Raw genomic sequence first — 15,845 nt, 5'->3', positions numbered from 1 at the left:
CGTGAGATTAGATAAATTATTAGCGAATATGGGATATGGAAGTAGAAAAGAAGTAAAGAAATTATTGAAAGACGGCGTTGTAAAAATTGATGGCATATCAGTGAAAGATGCAAAGGTTCATGTAAATGTAGAAGAACAAGAAGTTATGATTCACGGTGAAGTTGTGGAATATAAAGAGTTTGTTTACTTAATGATGCATAAACCACAAGGCGTTATTTCAGCGACAGAAGATGATAATCATGAAACAGTAATAGATTTATTAGAGTTAGAAGATGCGATTTTTAATCCGTTCCCAGTGGGAAGACTTGATATTGATACAGAAGGTTTCTTATTAATAACAAATGACGGGAAGTTATCACATCAATTGTTATCTCCGAAAAAGCATGTGCCGAAAAAATATTATGCACACGTTGCAGGCGTAGTAACAGAAGAGGATGTAAAAGAGTTTGCTAAAGGTGTTATTTTAGATGATGGCTATGAAACAAAGCCAGGTGCACTTACAATATTAAAAAGCGATGATATTTCTGAAATCGAGCTTGTCATTACAGAAGGAAAATTCCATCAAGTGAAGCGTATGTTTGAAGCGGTAGGGAAAAAAGTAGTCTACCTAAAGAGAACAGAGATGGGGCCGTTAGTGTTAGATGAAGAGCTAGAACTTGGACAATACCGAGAGCTAACAGATGAAGAAGTAGAGATGTTAAAAACATATCAAGTAGATACTGAGAAATAGTACTATTTTTAGGCGCAGAAAAGACCCCTTTCTAATGAGTTAGAAAGGGGTATGTATTTATTTACATACAATTATTTTTCGTTATGAGGTCATTCTCACTTTCTTTCCTGTTGTTGTCCACTTACCGCGGCAAGGGCTATACACGAGTTCATTAAACTGCAACACATTTAGATCACGTTGTATCGTTCGCGGTGTGATCCCGAACTCATCTACAAGGTCTTTCGTCGTTACCGTTCCGTTTTCATTGATGTACATATAAATTGATTTAATGCGTGTTAGCATACGAGTAGTTGTAGGTTTCAAGAGAAAACCACTCCTCTACTAGTTTTTTTGACCCCATTCAGGAAAGAAGGTCGTTACTACCATTGTACTCTACATGATAAAATTCATGCTTTAATCTACTTAAATTTTACAGAAATTTAACAAATATTCATATAGAAAAATATTGGTAGTTGACATTGTATATATGGTCAGTCAACTAACACATAAAATTCTACGTAAAACGCCAAATTCCTGCAATTTTTTTTAGAAAAATAAAAGAAAAACTAATAAGAAATATCTGAAATATTACAATTGTTCGGTATTTGGTTTTCGTATATGGCATAAGAGATTTCGGTTTGTTATGATGAAAGAAACAATATAGTGAAGGATGGATGCGTGATGTCAGCAATTAATTGGACAGAAGAAGTTGCAAAACGAAAAGATGATTTAATTCGTGATACGCAACAATTTTTACAAATTAAAAGTGTATGGGAAGAAGAATCGGCGAAAGAGGGCGCACCATTCGGTGAAGGTGTAGAAAAAGCTTTATCGTTCATGTTACATAAAGGAGAAACGGAAGGCTTTACTTCTAAAAATTTAGAAGGGTATGCAGGTCATCTTGAAATGGGACAAGGAGAAGAATTAGTAGGTATTCTTTGTCACGTTGACGTTGTACCAGAAGGCGATGGCTGGACGACTCCTGCATATAGTGCAGATATTCGTGATGGAAAGATTTTTGCACGTGGTGCAATTGACGATAAAGGCCCAACGATGGCAGCTTACTATGCGATGAAAATTGTGAAAGAATTAGGATTACCTCTTTCAAAACGCGTTCGTATGATTTTAGGAACAGATGAGGAAAGTAATTGGAAATGTGTAGATCACTACTTTAAAAACGAAGAAATGCCAACAATCGGTTTTGCGCCAGACGCGGACTTTCCAATTATTAATGCAGAAAAAGGAATTTCTGATATACAAGTTGTGCAAAATGGTAGTGAAGAGAAGAAAGGTAAATATGAACTTGTTTCATTTGAGTCAGGTCGCCGTTTAAATATGGTTCCTGATTTTGCAGAAGCGGTTGTTACAGGAGAGGATGTAAGTGCACTTACAGTAGCATATGAAGAGTATTTACAAACTGCTAAAAAAATAGGTGAAGCAATTGTAGAAGGTAATACAGTAACGTTGCAAATTAAAGGGGTTTCAGCTCACGGATCTACTCCAGAGAAGGGCGAGAATGCAGGTTTATTACTGGCAAACTTCTTAACGAAAGTTGCTCTTGATGGAAAAGGGGCTTCGTTTGCAACATTTGTAGCAGAAACATTTATTGGTGATATTTATGGTGAAAAGGCTACTATCGCTTATAAAGATGAGGTTAGTGGTCCGTTAACAGTGAATGTTGGTCGCCTTTCTTATGCGAAAGAAAATGGTGGCAATTTAGGATTAAACGTACGTTACCCAGTTACGACTAACTTTGAAGAAACGATTGCAAAGTTAAAAGAATATGTAGGTACTCATGGATTTGAAGTGGCGGATTATTCGAACTCTCGCCCGCATCATGTTGATAAAGATCATGTATTAATTCGTACGTTGCAACGTGTATATGAAGAACAAACAGGTGAAAAAGCAGAGCTATTAGCAATTGGCGGCGGTACTTACGCTCGTTCGTTAAAAGCTGGTGTTGCATTTGGCCCATTGTTCCCTGGAAAAGAAGAACTTGCGCATCAAAAAGATGAGTATATTGAAATTGAAGACTTATTAAAGGCAACAGCAATTTACGCGCAAGCAATTTATGAATTAGCGAAGTAATGGATATATAAATAATAAAAGACCGTCCCGATACATACTTTGGGACGGTTTTCTATTACGTGCCGTTTGTTGGTAAGCAGATGCTCCTTGTCGAAATGTCGATATCATTTCATCTATCCCGCTTTAATGGGCAGTAAGACCCCCATCTCAAAATTCAGCGAAAGCAAAGAATTTAGGTGGGGGGATCAACTGCCCATTAAAGTCCGATTGGTGAGGGCTGATAATCAGTGGGGGATGGAGAAAACCCCCACTGATTAAAGTTTCACTTTATTAATACGACCTGAACTTGGTTAGACTTGTAGGGAAGTTAATGGAATGAGATAAGAAAGAAAAGCAACAATAAAGAAGGAGAAGATGTACATGGAACTGCATTATTTTGTCGCAATTACGTTACCAAATCATATAAAAGAAGTGCTGTCTAACTATAAAGAGGAAATGCAAGAGGAATTACCCTTTCGTTCATGGGTACATAAAGAAGACTATCATATTACCCTTTCGTTTTTAGGTAGTGCGACAGAGGAACAATTAGAAGGAATAAAGAATGGATTACAAACACTTATAGAAATGAAAGAACTATCGTTCACATTACAAGGGTTTTCAACGTTTGGTATGGAAGACAGGCCGCGTATTTTTTGGGCAAAGGTAAGCGAAAATCAAGATTTGTTTCAATTGCAAAAGCAAGTACACGTTATGTGTGAAGAGAATGGATTTTCTTTAGAAACGCGCCCATATCATCCGCATATTACTGTTGCACGTAAATGGGTAGGAGAAGAAAAGTTTGATTTAGAACATATAAAGGAAGTGCCTGAAATATCATTTCAAGCGGATACGATTACTTTATACGAATCTCACGTGAAGGAGACACCGAAATATAAAGCAATTGCTGAAATAAAATTACAAAAATAGAATGTATGAAAACGTTTTTTATACAGGTGAATATACTATAAAGAACAATGTGTTACTGTATAGGGCTTCGCTGATAAGAAAAGCCTTATCATTTGCAGCTCGTTTCATTTTAACTTTAAGAATGATGGTGATTTTTTTATGTTGAAAGTAAAACGTCCATTTGATGCCTATTTAGATGAAATGAATAAAATTACAATTTTGCTCCCACATGCGTATGGAACAAGTCGGACATTTCGTTTGCAAGAAGGAAGTAACGTGAAAGATTTACCGATTGCTCATACAATTGCGCTTCCTGATGCAACGAAGTATGAGTGCTTTATAGAAGAGCCGCTAGATGTGGGGAAGTATTATACAGTACGAGATGAACGGAATGAAGAAACAGATTTACAAATAGGTGCTGTCATAAGAACAGCGATTTTCGATGAGAAGTATTATTACGAAGGTACAGATTTAGGGGCAGTACACCAAAAGGAAGCAACTACATTTAAAGTATGGGCTCCAACTGCGAGGCTTGCGAAAGTAAGAATTTATAAAAGTGATAAAGAATATACAGATTACGAAATGTACAGAGAAGAAAATGGAGTTTGGGCTCATACATTGCAAGGCGATTTAGCCGGGGAAAAGTATACATTTCTTGTTTGTATTAATTTAATATGGAACGAAGCTGTGGATCCTTATGCAAAATCAGTGACTGTAAATGGGAAGTACGGCGTTGTTATTGATTTGGAAAAGACGAATGTAACGAAGCGAGGGCAATTACCACCATTACAAGCAATGACAGATGCCATATTGTATGAACTGCATATTCGTGATGCTACTATTCATCCGGGCAGTGGAGTGAGTAAAAAAGGAACATATAAGGGACTAATGGAAGAAGGAACGACAGGGCGAAATGGGACGTTAACAGGTTTGTCTCATATAAAAGATTTAGGTGTTACACATGTTGAACTATTACCTTTATACTGTTTCGGTGGTGTAGATGAGGCAAACCCTTCTTCTGCCTATAATTGGGGTTACAATCCATTATATTACAATGCGCCAACAGGATATTATGCTACAAATCCCTCTGACCCGTATAACAGGATCGTAGAGTGTAAACAGTTAATTGAAACATTTCATGAGCACGGTATTAGAGTGATTATAGATGTTGTCTATAATCATGTGTATGAAAGAGAGCTCTCATCATTTGAAAAGCTTGTCCCAGGATATTATTTTCGTCATGGTGAAAATGGTATGCCTTCTAATGGGACGGGAGTCGGAAATGACATAGCATCTGAACGGAAAATGATGAGGAAATTCATTGTAGAGTCTATTTTATATTGGCTTACAGAGTACAATGTTGATGGATTCCGGTTCGACTTAATGGGAATTTTAGATGTTGATACAATAAATATAATAGAAAAAGAAGTGCGAAACATAAAGCGAGATGCACTGCTATTAGGAGAAGGATGGGATCTACAAACACCACTTCCTCCAGAGGAAAAGGCAACGTTAAATAATGCAAAGAAAATGCCGCATATTGCGCAATTTAATGATCAATTTCGTGATGGGATAAAAGGGAGTACCTTTCATATAAATAAACGTGGTTTTGCATTTGGTGGGTATGTAGACTGTAATCATTTGCAGTATATTGCATCAGGAAGCCTTTTGAGTATGAAAGAAACAGGTTTGTTTCTAGAGCCTGTGCAAAGCATTAACTATGTAGAATGTCATGACAATATGACGATGTGGGATAAACTAATGCGCAGTAATGAAGAGTCGGAAGAGATTTTGAAAAAACGTCATCTGCTAGCAACTGCAATGGTGATTCTGTCGCAAGGCATCCCTTTCTTACATGCTGGGCAAGAGTTTTATCGTACGAAGCAAGGAAATGAAAATAGTTATAATGCAAATGATGAAATTAATCAATTAGATTGGGATCGAAAAGAGAAAGAGATAGAGACCGTTAACTATATAAAAGGTTTAATTGCGATTCGTAAAGAGCACGGAGCATTCCGGTTACAAAATGCAGACCTTATAAAAAAGCACATGACTTTTTTGCAAACATCTCCAGAAGTACTTGCATATCATTTAGAGCATGTAGAGTCGTTTGGACCGTGGAAAGAAATTGTCGTTTTATTTAATAGCAGTTTAGAAGCGAAAACGGTGCAACTTCCGAAAGAAGAAACGTGGCATGTGTTAGTAAACGAAAAGCAAGCTAAAATAGAGCCAATTTCTTCATTTAGAGGAAAGGAACTTAGGCTCGCTCCGATTAGCACGTATATATTGACGATAATGTGACAAATCGCTACTTGACGATGAGAATGTAATAAATGTAGAATTGACAAAGGTGACGATTTTGATAAGTTGTCATTCTATGGCTGGTTTTGTAAAATAAAATAGAGAGTTTTTGGCTTATGCCAAGTTTTCTTTTCATTTACAGTAAAATATATATGAATCCACAACATGTGTAGAAATGTTGCGGTTTTTCTTTTCATAACTATAAAAGATAAGGATTTGTTAACGGGTAATGAATATGGAATGGTTGGAACAATTATTAGGAAAAGAGTGGAGTCTTGTACCGGCTGGTGGAGTAACGGGCGATGCATATATTGCGCAAAACGGACAACAGAAGTTATTTTTAAAGCGGAATACATCGCCCTTTTTAGCGGTATTGTCAGCAGAAGGAATTGTTCCAAAATTACTTTGGACAAGAAGGGTAACGAACGGTGATGTAATTTCTGCTCAAAAATGGCTTCCGGGACAGAAGCTAGAGCCAGAGGATATGAAACTAGAACGTGTTGCGAAACTTTTGAAAAAAATACACTCCTCTAAAGCACTCGTGCAGATGATTCAAAGACTTGGGAAGCAGCCGCTTCACGCACAAGAGTTATTACAACAGCTGCAACTCGTTTTAAGAGGAGATATAAGGGATGAGGAAACAATTCAGCAAGGTCTTCAATATTTAATGGATTCATTAAAGGATATTGAATACAATGAATTCGTTGTATGCCATTGTGATGTAAACCATAACAATTGGCTATTGTCGGATGAAGATGAGTTGTTTTTAATTGATTGGGATGGAGCTGTAATTGCTGACCCAGCTCTAGACCTCGGTATGTTATTATATTGGTACATTCCGCGCCAAGAATGGAGTGAGTGGCTCGGTTACTATGATATTGAAATGGATGAATCGCTGCTTAAACGTATGAGATGGTATGTGATAGCACAAACGATTTTGTCTATTCAATGGCATACAACAAAAAAGCAGCAAGCAGAAGCTGAATATTGGCATCAATATTTACAGCAACTACTTGCTTCAGAGTAATACTTAAGAAAAATTGTCCATTCCAGCAATCCACTGAGTAAGTTGTTCTTGATTATTGGAAATGTGGTTGTCCAAATTAGAGGAAGATTTACCCGATTGACTATAAGAATATACATCGTTTAGCATTGCTTTAGCGTCACTACTTATATTATCGTTTGCGAGTAACGATTGAATGAGACGCTCTAATTGCTCGCATTCAGAAACTGTCCCGCAACAATCACTTTGGTGATTGACTAAAATATCTTTCAGCACTTCTAATTGATGTTGTTGATTAATTGGCATGAACGGATCATCCTTTCGATTGTTTTTCTCTTCTTAGAAAAGTAAGAGAAAAAGCTGTTTCGTCATGGAATGTTTAATGCTGTATGTAGTTTTTATCAAAATGGTACATCTTATACTTGAAAGAAACGGACCGAGTGCTCGTACGTACTTGGTTTTTTGTTTGGTAGATTGATTAAAAACAGAAAGAAGGAATTATTCCTTTAAAATAGCTATGTAAAGAGAGGGAAACATCTATGCGTTTAAGACATAAACCATATGCAATGGATCGAATTAATGAGTATTCACATATCGTAATCGGAAATCCAGAGGAGCGCGCTGGTAACTGGAAAGAAGTATTTGGAAATGAGCAACCCATTCACATCGAAGTAGGTACAGGTCGTGGCCGCTTTATGTATGATATGGCAAAAGCGAATCCCCATATTAATTATATTGGAATTGAAAAATTCACAAGTGTTGTTGTAGATGCACTTGATAAATTAATTGAAGAAGAATTACCGAACTTGAAATTAATTAATAAAGATGCTGAAGATTTAACAGTTTTCTTTGCAAAAGGTGAGATTGATCGCGTTTATTTAAACTTCTCAGATCCATGGCCAAAGAAACGTCATACGAAGCGTCGTTTAACGTATAAAACGTTTTTACGCAATTATGAAGAAGTGCTAGTAGAAGGCGGAGAAATTCATTTCAAAACAGATAACCAAGGTTTATTTGAATATTCTCTTATGAGTATGGCGGAGTATGGTATGTTACTAACTTACTTAAGCTTAGATCTTCATAACAGTGACTTTGAAGGTAACATTATGACTGAGTACGAAGAGAAATTCTCTAGTAAAGGTCATCGCATTTACCGAGTAGAAGCAAAATATCGTACAGAGCCTATGCAGTAATGCATAGGTTTTTTGTATCTAAAATAATCAGAATTTTATGTTAGTATTGAAAGAAAAGGGGGATGAAAAATGGAACAGTTACAAGTTGGAGATATAAAAGTGACTTGGCTAAAAGGTGGGAACACACATTTAGACGGAGGAGCAATGTTTGGCGTTGTGCCGAAAGTACTTTGGTCACGTAAATATAAACATAATGATACAAATCATATTTATTTACGAACAGATCCGTTACTTTTACAAACGAAAGATGGCAACATGCTCATTGATTCCGGAATAGGAAACGGTAAATTGAGTGAGAAAATGAAGCGAAACCAAGGTGTAACAGAAGAATCATCGGTTTATGAGTCATTAGAAAAACTAGGATTAAAGCCTGAGGATATCCACTGCGTTTTAATGACGCATCTTCATTTTGATCATGCATCCGGCTTAACAAAATGGGAAGGGGATCACCTTGTGCCAGCTTTTCCGAATGCGAAAGTTTACGTAAGCGAAACAGAGTGGAATGAAATGAGGAACCCAAATATTAGATCCCGTAATACATATTGGAAGGAAAATTGGGAGCCGATTGTAGACCAAGTTATTACGTTTCAGCAAGAAATAGAAATTACAGATGAAATAAAAATGGCACATACAGGCGGTCATAGTGATGGACATGCAGTTATCGCTTTAGAAAGCAAAGGAGAAACAATGCTGCATTTAGCAGACTTATTGCCGACGCACGCCCATCAAAATGTATTATGGGTAATGGCTTATGATGATTATCCGATGACATCCATTGAAAATAAGCAAAAGTGGATGAAGTATGGCGCTGAAAACGATGCTTGGTTCACTTTTTATCATGACGCGTATTATCGCGCAGTAAAGTGGAATGAGGAAGGTCATATCGTAGAAAAAATAGAACGGAAAACGGGTATAGAAGCATAAAAATGGGAGGGTGTTCCAGCAGTCTGTTGGAGCAGTCTCCTTTTTGTTGTCGTTTTTTTGTTGGTAAGTCGATATATTTGAAAAATCGCTGATATAATTTGAGTTACGGTCGATATATTTGAAAAATCGCTGATATATTTGGAGTTGCAGTCGATATATTCGAAAAATCGCCGATATAATTTCAATTACTATCCACGATTAAAAAATAAGAGGTTCACCTAATGGGAACCCTCCTGTTTATGCTGCTATAACCTCTAAAACAGTACCTGTTTTAGCATCAACTAAAAATTCAAATCGTTCTTGTATATCATTTAACATCGTTGTAAGACCGCCGCGATACACTTCATACGCGACATCATATTTTTCAAATGTCTCTGGAACCATATGTACCCAAGAGCCAGTAATTTCACCTTTATGACTTAATGCTTGTTTTACCATTTTCAATGCTTTTTCTGAAGAAATATGGGATTGTTCTTGTACTTTGTTTGCAACAAGATAACCAGCTGCGAAACCAACGCCAAGACCTGCTACTAAACCTTTCCAGCTCATATATTCACCTCAATTCTATAAAATAAAAATAGTGTACCGATAATAATTATAAAGCAAATACAGCTAAAAAAGAAGAAACTAGAAACATTTCGAAAATTTCGTTACAATAAAAGAGGTATTCTACTAAGGTTTGAAAGAAGGGGACTTCGTGAATAAAGAGACATTACAATTATTTCGTACGTTAACAGAATTACAAGGTGCATCAGGTTTCGAACATGATGTACGCCGTTTTATGAAGCAAGAATTAAGCAAATATGCAGATGAAATTGTACAAGACGGTTTAGGTAGCGTATTTGGTCTGAAAAAAGGGGATGAAACTGGCCCGCGTGTTCTTGTAGCAGGTCATATGGATGAAGTAGGTTTCATGGTTACGCAAATTACGAAAAACGGAATGCTTCGTTTTCAACCTTTAGGCGGCTGGTGGAGCCAAGTACTATTAGCTCAGCGCGTTCAAGTTATGACGAAGAATGGCCCTGTTATTGGGGTTGTTGGTTCTATTCCTCCTCATTTATTAAGTGACGCGCAACGTGCAAAACCGATGGATATAAAAAATATGTTAATTGATATAGGCGCAGATAGCTATGAAGATGCGATTGAGATTGGTGTAAAACCAGGACAACAAATCGTGCCAATCTGCCCGTTTACGCCGATGGCAAACGAAAAGAAAATTATGGCGAAAGCTTGGGACAACCGTTACGGATGTGGCCTTGCAATCGAATTATTAAAAGAATTAAAAGACGAAACATTACCAAACACATTATACTCTGGTGCGACTGTACAAGAAGAAGTTGGTCTTCGCGGTGCACAAACTGCTGCAAATATGATTCAACCAGACATTTTCTATGCGCTTGATGCAAGCCCAGCTAACGATGCATCTGGTGATAAAACACAGTTCGGTCAATTAGGAAAAGGTGCTCTTCTTCGTATCTATGACCGTACGATGGTAACGCATAGAGGAATGCGCGAATTCATTTTAGATACAGCAGAAACACATAACATTCCGTACCAATACTTTATTTCGCAAGGTGGTACAGATGCGGGCCGTGTACATACAAGTAACTCAGGTATCCCATCAGCAGTAATTGGTGTTTGCGCACGTTACATTCATACACATGCTTCTATTTTACATGTGGATGATTATGCGGCAGCAAAAGAGCTAATTACGAAGCTTGTAAGAGCAACGGATAAAACGACGTTAGAGACAATTAAGAATAACGCGTAGAGAAGAAGGGCGAAAAACCCTTCTTTTTTTAGGTTGAATAGATGCTCGAGCGATGTATGGTAGCGGTTAGTGCTTAATTGATTCTTGCACGGGGGATTAAAACCCCGGGTAGGAAGTGAGAGTAAGGTTGCTTTTGGGTTCGAGGTCCGCAATGTTGTGAGAAAAACTCTTCTTTTTTAGAGTGAAGAGACAAACAAGCGATGTGTGGTGGCCGTGCATTCGTGTATAAAGAACAATTTGAGTAAGGGAAAATGATAAATTTTTATAGAGGTGAATGAAATGAAAGTAGTAGTTGGATCTAAGAATAAAACGAAGGTTGGAGCTGTGGAGAAGGTTTGGAAAGGTGCTACAATTACATCTCTTTCTGTTCCTTCAGGGGTAGCAAACCAGCCATTTTCAGATGAAGAGACGATGCAAGGAGCGATCAATAGAGCGAAGCGAGCACTAGAGGAAGGGGAAGCTCAAATTGGCATTGGACTAGAAGGCGGCGTAATGAAAACAGAGCACGGTTTATTTATGTGTAATTGGGGCGCGCTAGCAACAAGTGATGGTAAAACATTCGTTGCCGGCGGGGCACGTATTACGTTACCAGATGATTTTTTAGCACCTCTTGAAGGTGGTAAGGAGTTAAGTGAAGTGATGGAAGAGTTTGTACAGAGAAAAGATATTCGTAGTCATGAAGGTGCGATTGGTATTTTTACGGATGATTATGTGGACCGTACGGAATTATTTGTACACGTTGTTAAGTTACTTGTTGGGCAATATAAGTATGATGAAAAGCAAGCATAAACCTTGCACCGTGCGCGATGTATGGTAGTATAAAAGAAAGATTATAACATGAAAAAATGCACTCGTTAGAGGAGGAAATATAGATGAAATCATTAGAAAGCATGGAGCAATTCCAAGAGTTAAAAAATGAAGAGAATGTAATCTTTATGTTCTCAGCAGAATGGTGTCCAGACTGCCGCTTCGTAGATCCATTTATGCCAGAAGTAGAAGAGAAATATAGTGATTTCTCATTTTACTATGTAGATCGTGATGAGTTTATTGATCTATGCGTAAAATTAGACGTATTTGGCATTCCGAGCTTTGTAGCGTACAATAAAGGTGAAGAAACAGGTCGCTATGTAAACAAAGATCGTAAAACACAAGAACAAATCGAAGAGTTCATTGAAGGTTTAAAATAAGGCAATTTGCCAATTGAATTGTAAAACAACCTCTACCTTCGCGGGGGAGGTTATTTTTTTGGAAGGGAGGAAAAAGAGATGAAGATGACAAGTAAAAAGATGAAAGACGAGTTAATGAAGAGATTATCTCGCCCGGAATGGGACTTTCAGTATGATAGTGAGAAAGAAGTTCTACGTATAGAACAGAAAGACTCAAAAAAAGGTATTAACGTATCGCTTCCAGGAGTTGTAGCAAAATGGGAAGTGAATAAAGAAAAGGCGATTGAAGAGGTTGCCTATTACGTACAAGAGGCGTTAATTGCGATGCATAAGGAAGAAAATAGCGCGGCGAAAATTTTACCTGTTATTCGCTCTACTTCTTTCCCGAAACAAGCAGAAGAAGGAAATCCGTTCATTATGACGGATCATACGGCGGAAACACGTATTTACTATGCGCTAGATTCGAATAAAACATATCGTCTCATTGACGAGCGTTTATTACAAAAATTAGGGCTGACAGAGCAACAAGTACGTGAAATGGCATTATTCAACGCTCGCTCATTAGGTTATGAATTTAAACAAGACACAGTAGCAGGTAATACATTCTACTTTTTAAACACAAATGATGGGTATGATGCGACTCGTATTTTAAACGAATCGTTACTACAATCGATGCGTGAAAAGATTTCTGGTGACATGGTTGTTGCTGTTCCTCACCAAGATGTATTAATTATTGCTGATATCGTCAACGAAATCGGTTATGATATTATTGCACAAATGACAATGAAATTTTTTGCCGAAGGGCATGTTCCGATTACATCACTTTCATTCGTATATGAAGATGGGGACTTTGAACCAATCTTTATTTTAGCGAAGAATCGGAAGAAGACAGATGGAAAAGAGAAAGGATGAACGAAGTGAACGTTTTTTACAACCTTGAAGGAATTGGTGACACTCTAATTGTTGCCTTACAAGATATTACTTTAGAGAACCGTACTTTTGATCGCAAAGGAGATGTTGCACGCGTATATGACCGTGAAAGCAACGAAACAGCAGGATTCAACATCTTTCATGCATCTTCTTACTTAGAAGTAAAAGAAACAGGTAACCTTACATTAACGAAAGAGCTTGTAGAAAAAATCAACGAAATTTTAGCGAAGAACGGCTTTGAAGAAACAGTAGAAGCAGATCTTTCTCCAAAATTTGTTGTAGGCTATGTAGCTGAAAAAGAAAAGCATCCAAATGCTGATAAGTTAAACATCTGTAAAGTAGAAATCGGTACAGAAACATTACAAATCGTATGTGGTGCACCAAACGTTGATGCAGGACAAAAAGTTGTCGTTGCAAAAATCGGCGCTGTAATGCCAAGCGGTATGTTAATCAAGCCAGCTGAGCTTCGCGGAGTTCCTTCTGCTGGAATGATTTGTTCAGCACGTGAATTAGAGCTTCCAGATGCTCCACAAGAAAAAGGTATTCTTGTATTAGAAGATAGCTTTGAAGTTGGACAAGAGTTTAAATTTTAATTGGTATAAGAAAAGAGAGGTTGTCCTTTTGGGCAGCCTCTCTTTTCTATTGAATCTTTGATATATTGTGAGTTGTGATAGATATATGTAGAAAATCGTTCATATTCATAAGGATGTCACCTTTTTTCTTAAAATCTATATTGTGTTTTATAAACAAAATAGTTAAAATTTAGAAAAATAGAAGGGGATAGACGCATGAAACAACAACCAAAAATCGCAGAACTTCTGAAACGAATTGAAACTTCAAAACAGCAAGATATCGAGTTAGGTTCTTATGAAATCTATTTGTTTAGTGAAAATGAATTAGAAAAAGGACAAATCGGTTATCGATATGATAAACATAAAAATTCATTAATTAGTGAAGAAAACGGAAAGTGGCAAGAAGGATGGATTACAATTGGATATGAAACGGATATGGGCGATCCAGTTTTCGTAAATATAGATGATGACGCTTATCCGGTTTATACTGCAGAACGTGGTACAGAAAAATGGCAGCCAGTTTATATTGGAAATATGGATGAGATTATAAAACAATTATAAAAAACTTTGAGACCGGTGCAAAGTGTAACGGATAGTGTAGATGAATATCGGAAGAGTAAAGCTTAAACGCAGTCTTACATGTAAGACTGCGTTTTTCTATATGAAAACACTCGTAAATTAGAATATTATGGATAAATATGACATGCTTAATTTTACCTGCACTTTTTGCCGAATGCTGATACAATAAAGGATGTTACTATTTAGTAGAAAGAGTGGTAAGCATGTTAGATTGGATGAAAAAGCTGTTTAACAAAGAGGAAGAACAAACAGCGATGAATAAAGAAGTACAAAAGCAAGTTGAAAGTCAGCCGAAAATTCCTCGTGTAAACCACTACACCGAAGCAAGAGAAGCACAAATGGCAAGTAGGAATGCAGGTAAATGCCGTTTTCCATTAATACCGGATAATGGGTTCGATGAAGAGGATGTTATAGAAACAGGGCGTTTTGAAGAACAACCTGTTCAAGCTGTAACGTATGAAAATCAGCCTATTCAAAGAGGAATCAAAGTGGAAAGAAGCAGACGACAGCATGTGGAGAAAGTAGTTTCTACATATGAAGAGCCGGAAATACAATATGAACCGGAGCGAGAGCCTGTCGTAAAGAAAGCATCTACACCAGCGCAAGAAAGTAACCGTAGACCATTTCGTCCAACAGAAATGATTTCGCCAATTTACGGATATAATCGTCCTTCAGTAGAGAAAAAGGAAGAAAAGCAGGAGGAAGTAAAGGAAAGAGAAGACCTTGAAATATCTGTAGAGGGCAAATCAGTCGTTGATGCATGGCTAGAGAAAAAAGGATATACATTATCTCATTTCTCAGAAGGGCAAGCACCGACTTCTTCCAGTCATGAAAGAGTTGATGAGCAAGATCAACAGAGTAAAAAGGAAGAAAAGTCAGTTGTCGATCAATGGCTAGAGAAAAACGGTTATGAAATCGAACGCCAAGAGCCTATAGTAGAAGAAAAAGAAGTGGCTCAAGAAATGAGTGCACCGCAGGAAGTTCCAGCGGCTGAATTACTTCATGAAACAATTGCTGAGCGTATGGAAGATGCGAAGCAAGAAAAAGATGTAGTGGTAGAAAATGTTCTACAAACAGAATCATTAGCTTCTAAAGTAGAGCACGAGGATACAATATTATCAGAAGAAATGAAACGTAATACAGAAATAGAACAACCTACTATTGAAGTAGAAAAGCAAGCTCCAGAAGAATCAGTGATTGTCAAAGCAGAAGAAAAGCTTGAAGAAACAATCATTGTGGAAATACCAGAAGAATTTGAAGAGGTAGACGTAATTACAGAAACAGAAGAAGTGGAAGTAATTGCGGAAGCAGAAGAATCAGAAGAAATGGAAGTAATTGCAGAAACAGAAGAGTCAGAAGAAGCCGAACCTGTAGTACTTGAGGAAACGCAGCAAGAAATGGTGTTAAATGAAGCAATTGAACAAAAGAATGAATTCATACATGTTGCTGAAGCTGATGAACAAACGAAAAAAGATGTTCAAAGCTTTGCGGACGTTTTAATTGCAGAAGAAGCAACGATTGAAGAAGAACAATCAGTTGTAGAAGAAGCAGCGATTGAAGAAGAACAATCAGTTGTAGAAGAAGCAACGATTGAAGAAGAACAATCAGTTGTAGAAGAAGCAGCGATTGAAGAAGAACAATCAGTTGTAGAAGAAGCAGCGATTGAAGAAGAACAACCAGTTGTGGAAGAAGCAGCGATTGAAGAAGAACAATCAGTTGTAGAA

At 37.3% G+C, this 15,845-nt stretch carries 16 protein-coding genes and 1 pseudogene; 14 read left to right on the top strand and 3 right to left on the bottom strand.

The window, feature by feature from the left end; genetic code table 11:
* The first annotated feature begins 1 nt into the window (after position 1).
* The gene (locus ACTFRN_RS18030; RefSeq protein WP_001234935.1) at positions 2 to 730 is read left to right on the top strand and encodes a pseudouridine synthase; all 729 of its coding nucleotides are present in this window, start codon (positions 2 to 4) and stop codon (positions 728 to 730) included.
* A gap of 81 nt (positions 731 to 811) precedes the next feature.
* On the opposite strand, the gene ACTFRN_RS18025 is transcribed toward ACTFRN_RS18030, so the two are convergent.
* Positions 812 to 1,033: a DeoR family transcriptional regulator gene (locus tag ACTFRN_RS18025; RefSeq protein ID WP_000805512.1), complete on the bottom strand. Its 222-nt coding sequence runs from the start codon at positions 1,031 to 1,033 to the stop codon at positions 812 to 814.
* Between the two features lie 357 nt (positions 1,034 to 1,390).
* Here ACTFRN_RS18025 and pepV point away from each other — a divergent pair, with 357 nt between their 5' ends.
* From pepV to ACTFRN_RS18005, 4 genes are all read left to right on the top strand, one after another.
* Positions 1,391 to 2,797, top strand: a complete 1,407-nt coding sequence (gene pepV, locus ACTFRN_RS18020) for a dipeptidase PepV (RefSeq protein WP_074567785.1) — start codon at positions 1,391 to 1,393, stop codon at positions 2,795 to 2,797.
* A 360-nt stretch (positions 2,798 to 3,157) separates the two neighbouring features.
* Positions 3,158 to 3,703, top strand: coding sequence for an RNA 2',3'-cyclic phosphodiesterase (thpR, locus tag ACTFRN_RS18015; protein ID WP_000419001.1), 546 nt, complete (start codon positions 3,158 to 3,160; stop codon positions 3,701 to 3,703).
* A 138-nt stretch (positions 3,704 to 3,841) separates the two neighbouring features.
* Positions 3,842 to 5,983, top strand: coding sequence for a type I pullulanase (gene pulA / locus ACTFRN_RS18010; RefSeq protein WP_000921723.1), 2,142 nt, complete (start codon positions 3,842 to 3,844; stop codon positions 5,981 to 5,983).
* A gap of 229 nt (positions 5,984 to 6,212) precedes the next feature.
* Complete coding sequence (locus tag ACTFRN_RS18005) at positions 6,213 to 7,010, top strand: phosphotransferase family protein (protein WP_001055736.1); 798 nt, start codon at positions 6,213 to 6,215, stop codon at positions 7,008 to 7,010.
* A 3-nt stretch (positions 7,011 to 7,013) separates the two neighbouring features.
* Here the strand turns inward: ACTFRN_RS18005 and ACTFRN_RS18000 are convergent, their stop codons facing one another.
* Complete coding sequence (locus ACTFRN_RS18000) at positions 7,014 to 7,292, bottom strand: YtzH-like family protein (protein WP_001122234.1); 279 nt, start codon at positions 7,290 to 7,292, stop codon at positions 7,014 to 7,016.
* 233 nt (positions 7,293 to 7,525) lie between these two features.
* Between ACTFRN_RS18000 and trmB the strand changes: the two genes are divergently transcribed.
* Complete coding sequence (gene trmB / locus ACTFRN_RS17995) at positions 7,526 to 8,179, top strand: tRNA (guanosine(46)-N7)-methyltransferase TrmB (protein ID WP_001239380.1); 654 nt, start codon at positions 7,526 to 7,528, stop codon at positions 8,177 to 8,179.
* 69 nt (positions 8,180 to 8,248) lie between these two features.
* Positions 8,249 to 9,103 (top strand): YtnP family quorum-quenching lactonase, encoded by an 855-nt coding sequence (locus ACTFRN_RS17990; protein ID WP_000436883.1) that lies wholly within the window; start codon positions 8,249 to 8,251, stop codon positions 9,101 to 9,103.
* Positions 9,104 to 9,340: 237 nt separating this feature from the next.
* Here ACTFRN_RS17990 and ACTFRN_RS17985 read toward each other — a convergent pair whose 3' ends face one another.
* The gene (locus tag ACTFRN_RS17985) at positions 9,341 to 9,652 is read right to left on the bottom strand and encodes a PepSY domain-containing protein (RefSeq protein ID WP_000118543.1); all 312 of its coding nucleotides are present in this window, start codon (positions 9,650 to 9,652) and stop codon (positions 9,341 to 9,343) included.
* Positions 9,653 to 9,800: 148 nt separating this feature from the next.
* On the opposite strand from ACTFRN_RS17985, the gene ACTFRN_RS17980 reads away from it, so the two are divergent.
* The 7 genes and pseudogenes from ACTFRN_RS17980 to ACTFRN_RS17950 all read left to right on the top strand — a co-directional run.
* On the top strand, positions 9,801 to 10,874 hold the full coding sequence (locus ACTFRN_RS17980; RefSeq protein ID WP_001031510.1) for a M42 family metallopeptidase: 1,074 nt from the start codon (positions 9,801 to 9,803) through the stop codon (positions 10,872 to 10,874).
* Positions 10,875 to 11,153: 279 nt separating this feature from the next.
* Complete coding sequence (locus tag ACTFRN_RS17975; RefSeq protein WP_000869960.1) at positions 11,154 to 11,663, top strand: DUF84 family protein; 510 nt, start codon at positions 11,154 to 11,156, stop codon at positions 11,661 to 11,663.
* A gap of 83 nt (positions 11,664 to 11,746) precedes the next feature.
* Positions 11,747 to 12,061 carry a thioredoxin family protein gene (locus tag ACTFRN_RS17970; protein WP_000838188.1) on the top strand — a complete coding sequence of 105 codons (315 nt, stop codon included), beginning with the start codon at positions 11,747 to 11,749 and terminating at the stop codon, positions 12,059 to 12,061.
* Positions 12,062 to 12,139: 78 nt separating this feature from the next.
* Positions 12,140 to 12,952, top strand: coding sequence for a DUF1444 domain-containing protein (locus ACTFRN_RS17965; protein WP_000784613.1), 813 nt, complete (start codon positions 12,140 to 12,142; stop codon positions 12,950 to 12,952).
* Positions 12,949 to 13,563 (top strand): YtpR family tRNA-binding protein, encoded by a 615-nt coding sequence (gene ytpR / locus ACTFRN_RS17960; protein ID WP_001006757.1) that lies wholly within the window; start codon positions 12,949 to 12,951, stop codon positions 13,561 to 13,563. The genes ACTFRN_RS17965 and ytpR overlap by 4 nt, the downstream gene beginning before the upstream one ends.
* 195 nt (positions 13,564 to 13,758) lie before the next feature.
* Positions 13,759 to 14,103: a hypothetical protein gene (locus ACTFRN_RS17955; protein WP_000813328.1), complete on the top strand. Its 345-nt coding sequence runs from the start codon at positions 13,759 to 13,761 to the stop codon at positions 14,101 to 14,103.
* Positions 14,104 to 14,324: 221 nt separating this feature from the next.
* Positions 14,325 to 15,845 (top strand): annotated as a pseudogene (locus tag ACTFRN_RS17950) (DNA translocase FtsK); the annotation flags it as partial.

This window comes from Bacillus cereus group sp. MYBK245-2 (assembly GCF_051916145.1).
Classification (GTDB): Bacteria; Bacillota; Bacilli; order Bacillales; family Bacillaceae_G; genus Bacillus_A; species Bacillus_A pacificus.
This window is presented reverse-complemented; position numbering and strand designations above follow the sequence as displayed.

What these genes read in the sequence shown, in the direction of transcription:
- trmB (WP_001239380.1), top strand. Translation starts at nt 7,526, where the DNA reads ATGCGTTTAAGACATAAACCATATGCAATGGATCGAATTAATGAGTAT.
- ACTFRN_RS17975 (WP_000869960.1), top strand. Translation starts at nt 11,154, where the DNA reads ATGAAAGTAGTAGTTGGATCTAAGAATAAAACGAAGGTTGGAGCTGTG.
- ACTFRN_RS17965 (WP_000784613.1), top strand. Translation starts at nt 12,140, where the DNA reads ATGAAGATGACAAGTAAAAAGATGAAAGACGAGTTAATGAAGAGATTA.
- ACTFRN_RS18000 (WP_001122234.1), bottom strand. Translation starts at nt 7,292, where the DNA reads ATGCCAATTAATCAACAACATCAATTAGAAGTGCTGAAAGATATTTTA.
- ACTFRN_RS18005 (WP_001055736.1), top strand. Translation starts at nt 6,213, where the DNA reads ATGAATATGGAATGGTTGGAACAATTATTAGGAAAAGAGTGGAGTCTT.
- ACTFRN_RS17990 (WP_000436883.1), top strand. Translation starts at nt 8,249, where the DNA reads ATGGAACAGTTACAAGTTGGAGATATAAAAGTGACTTGGCTAAAAGGT.
- pepV (WP_074567785.1), top strand. Translation starts at nt 1,391, where the DNA reads ATGTCAGCAATTAATTGGACAGAAGAAGTTGCAAAACGAAAAGATGAT.
- ACTFRN_RS17985 (WP_000118543.1), bottom strand. Translation starts at nt 9,652, where the DNA reads ATGAGCTGGAAAGGTTTAGTAGCAGGTCTTGGCGTTGGTTTCGCAGCT.
- thpR (WP_000419001.1), top strand. Translation starts at nt 3,158, where the DNA reads ATGGAACTGCATTATTTTGTCGCAATTACGTTACCAAATCATATAAAA.
- ytpR (WP_001006757.1), top strand. Translation starts at nt 12,949, where the DNA reads ATGAACGAAGTGAACGTTTTTTACAACCTTGAAGGAATTGGTGACACT.
- ACTFRN_RS17955 (WP_000813328.1), top strand. Translation starts at nt 13,759, where the DNA reads ATGAAACAACAACCAAAAATCGCAGAACTTCTGAAACGAATTGAAACT.
- ACTFRN_RS17970 (WP_000838188.1), top strand. Translation starts at nt 11,747, where the DNA reads ATGAAATCATTAGAAAGCATGGAGCAATTCCAAGAGTTAAAAAATGAA.
- pulA (WP_000921723.1), top strand. Translation starts at nt 3,842, where the DNA reads ATGTTGAAAGTAAAACGTCCATTTGATGCCTATTTAGATGAAATGAAT.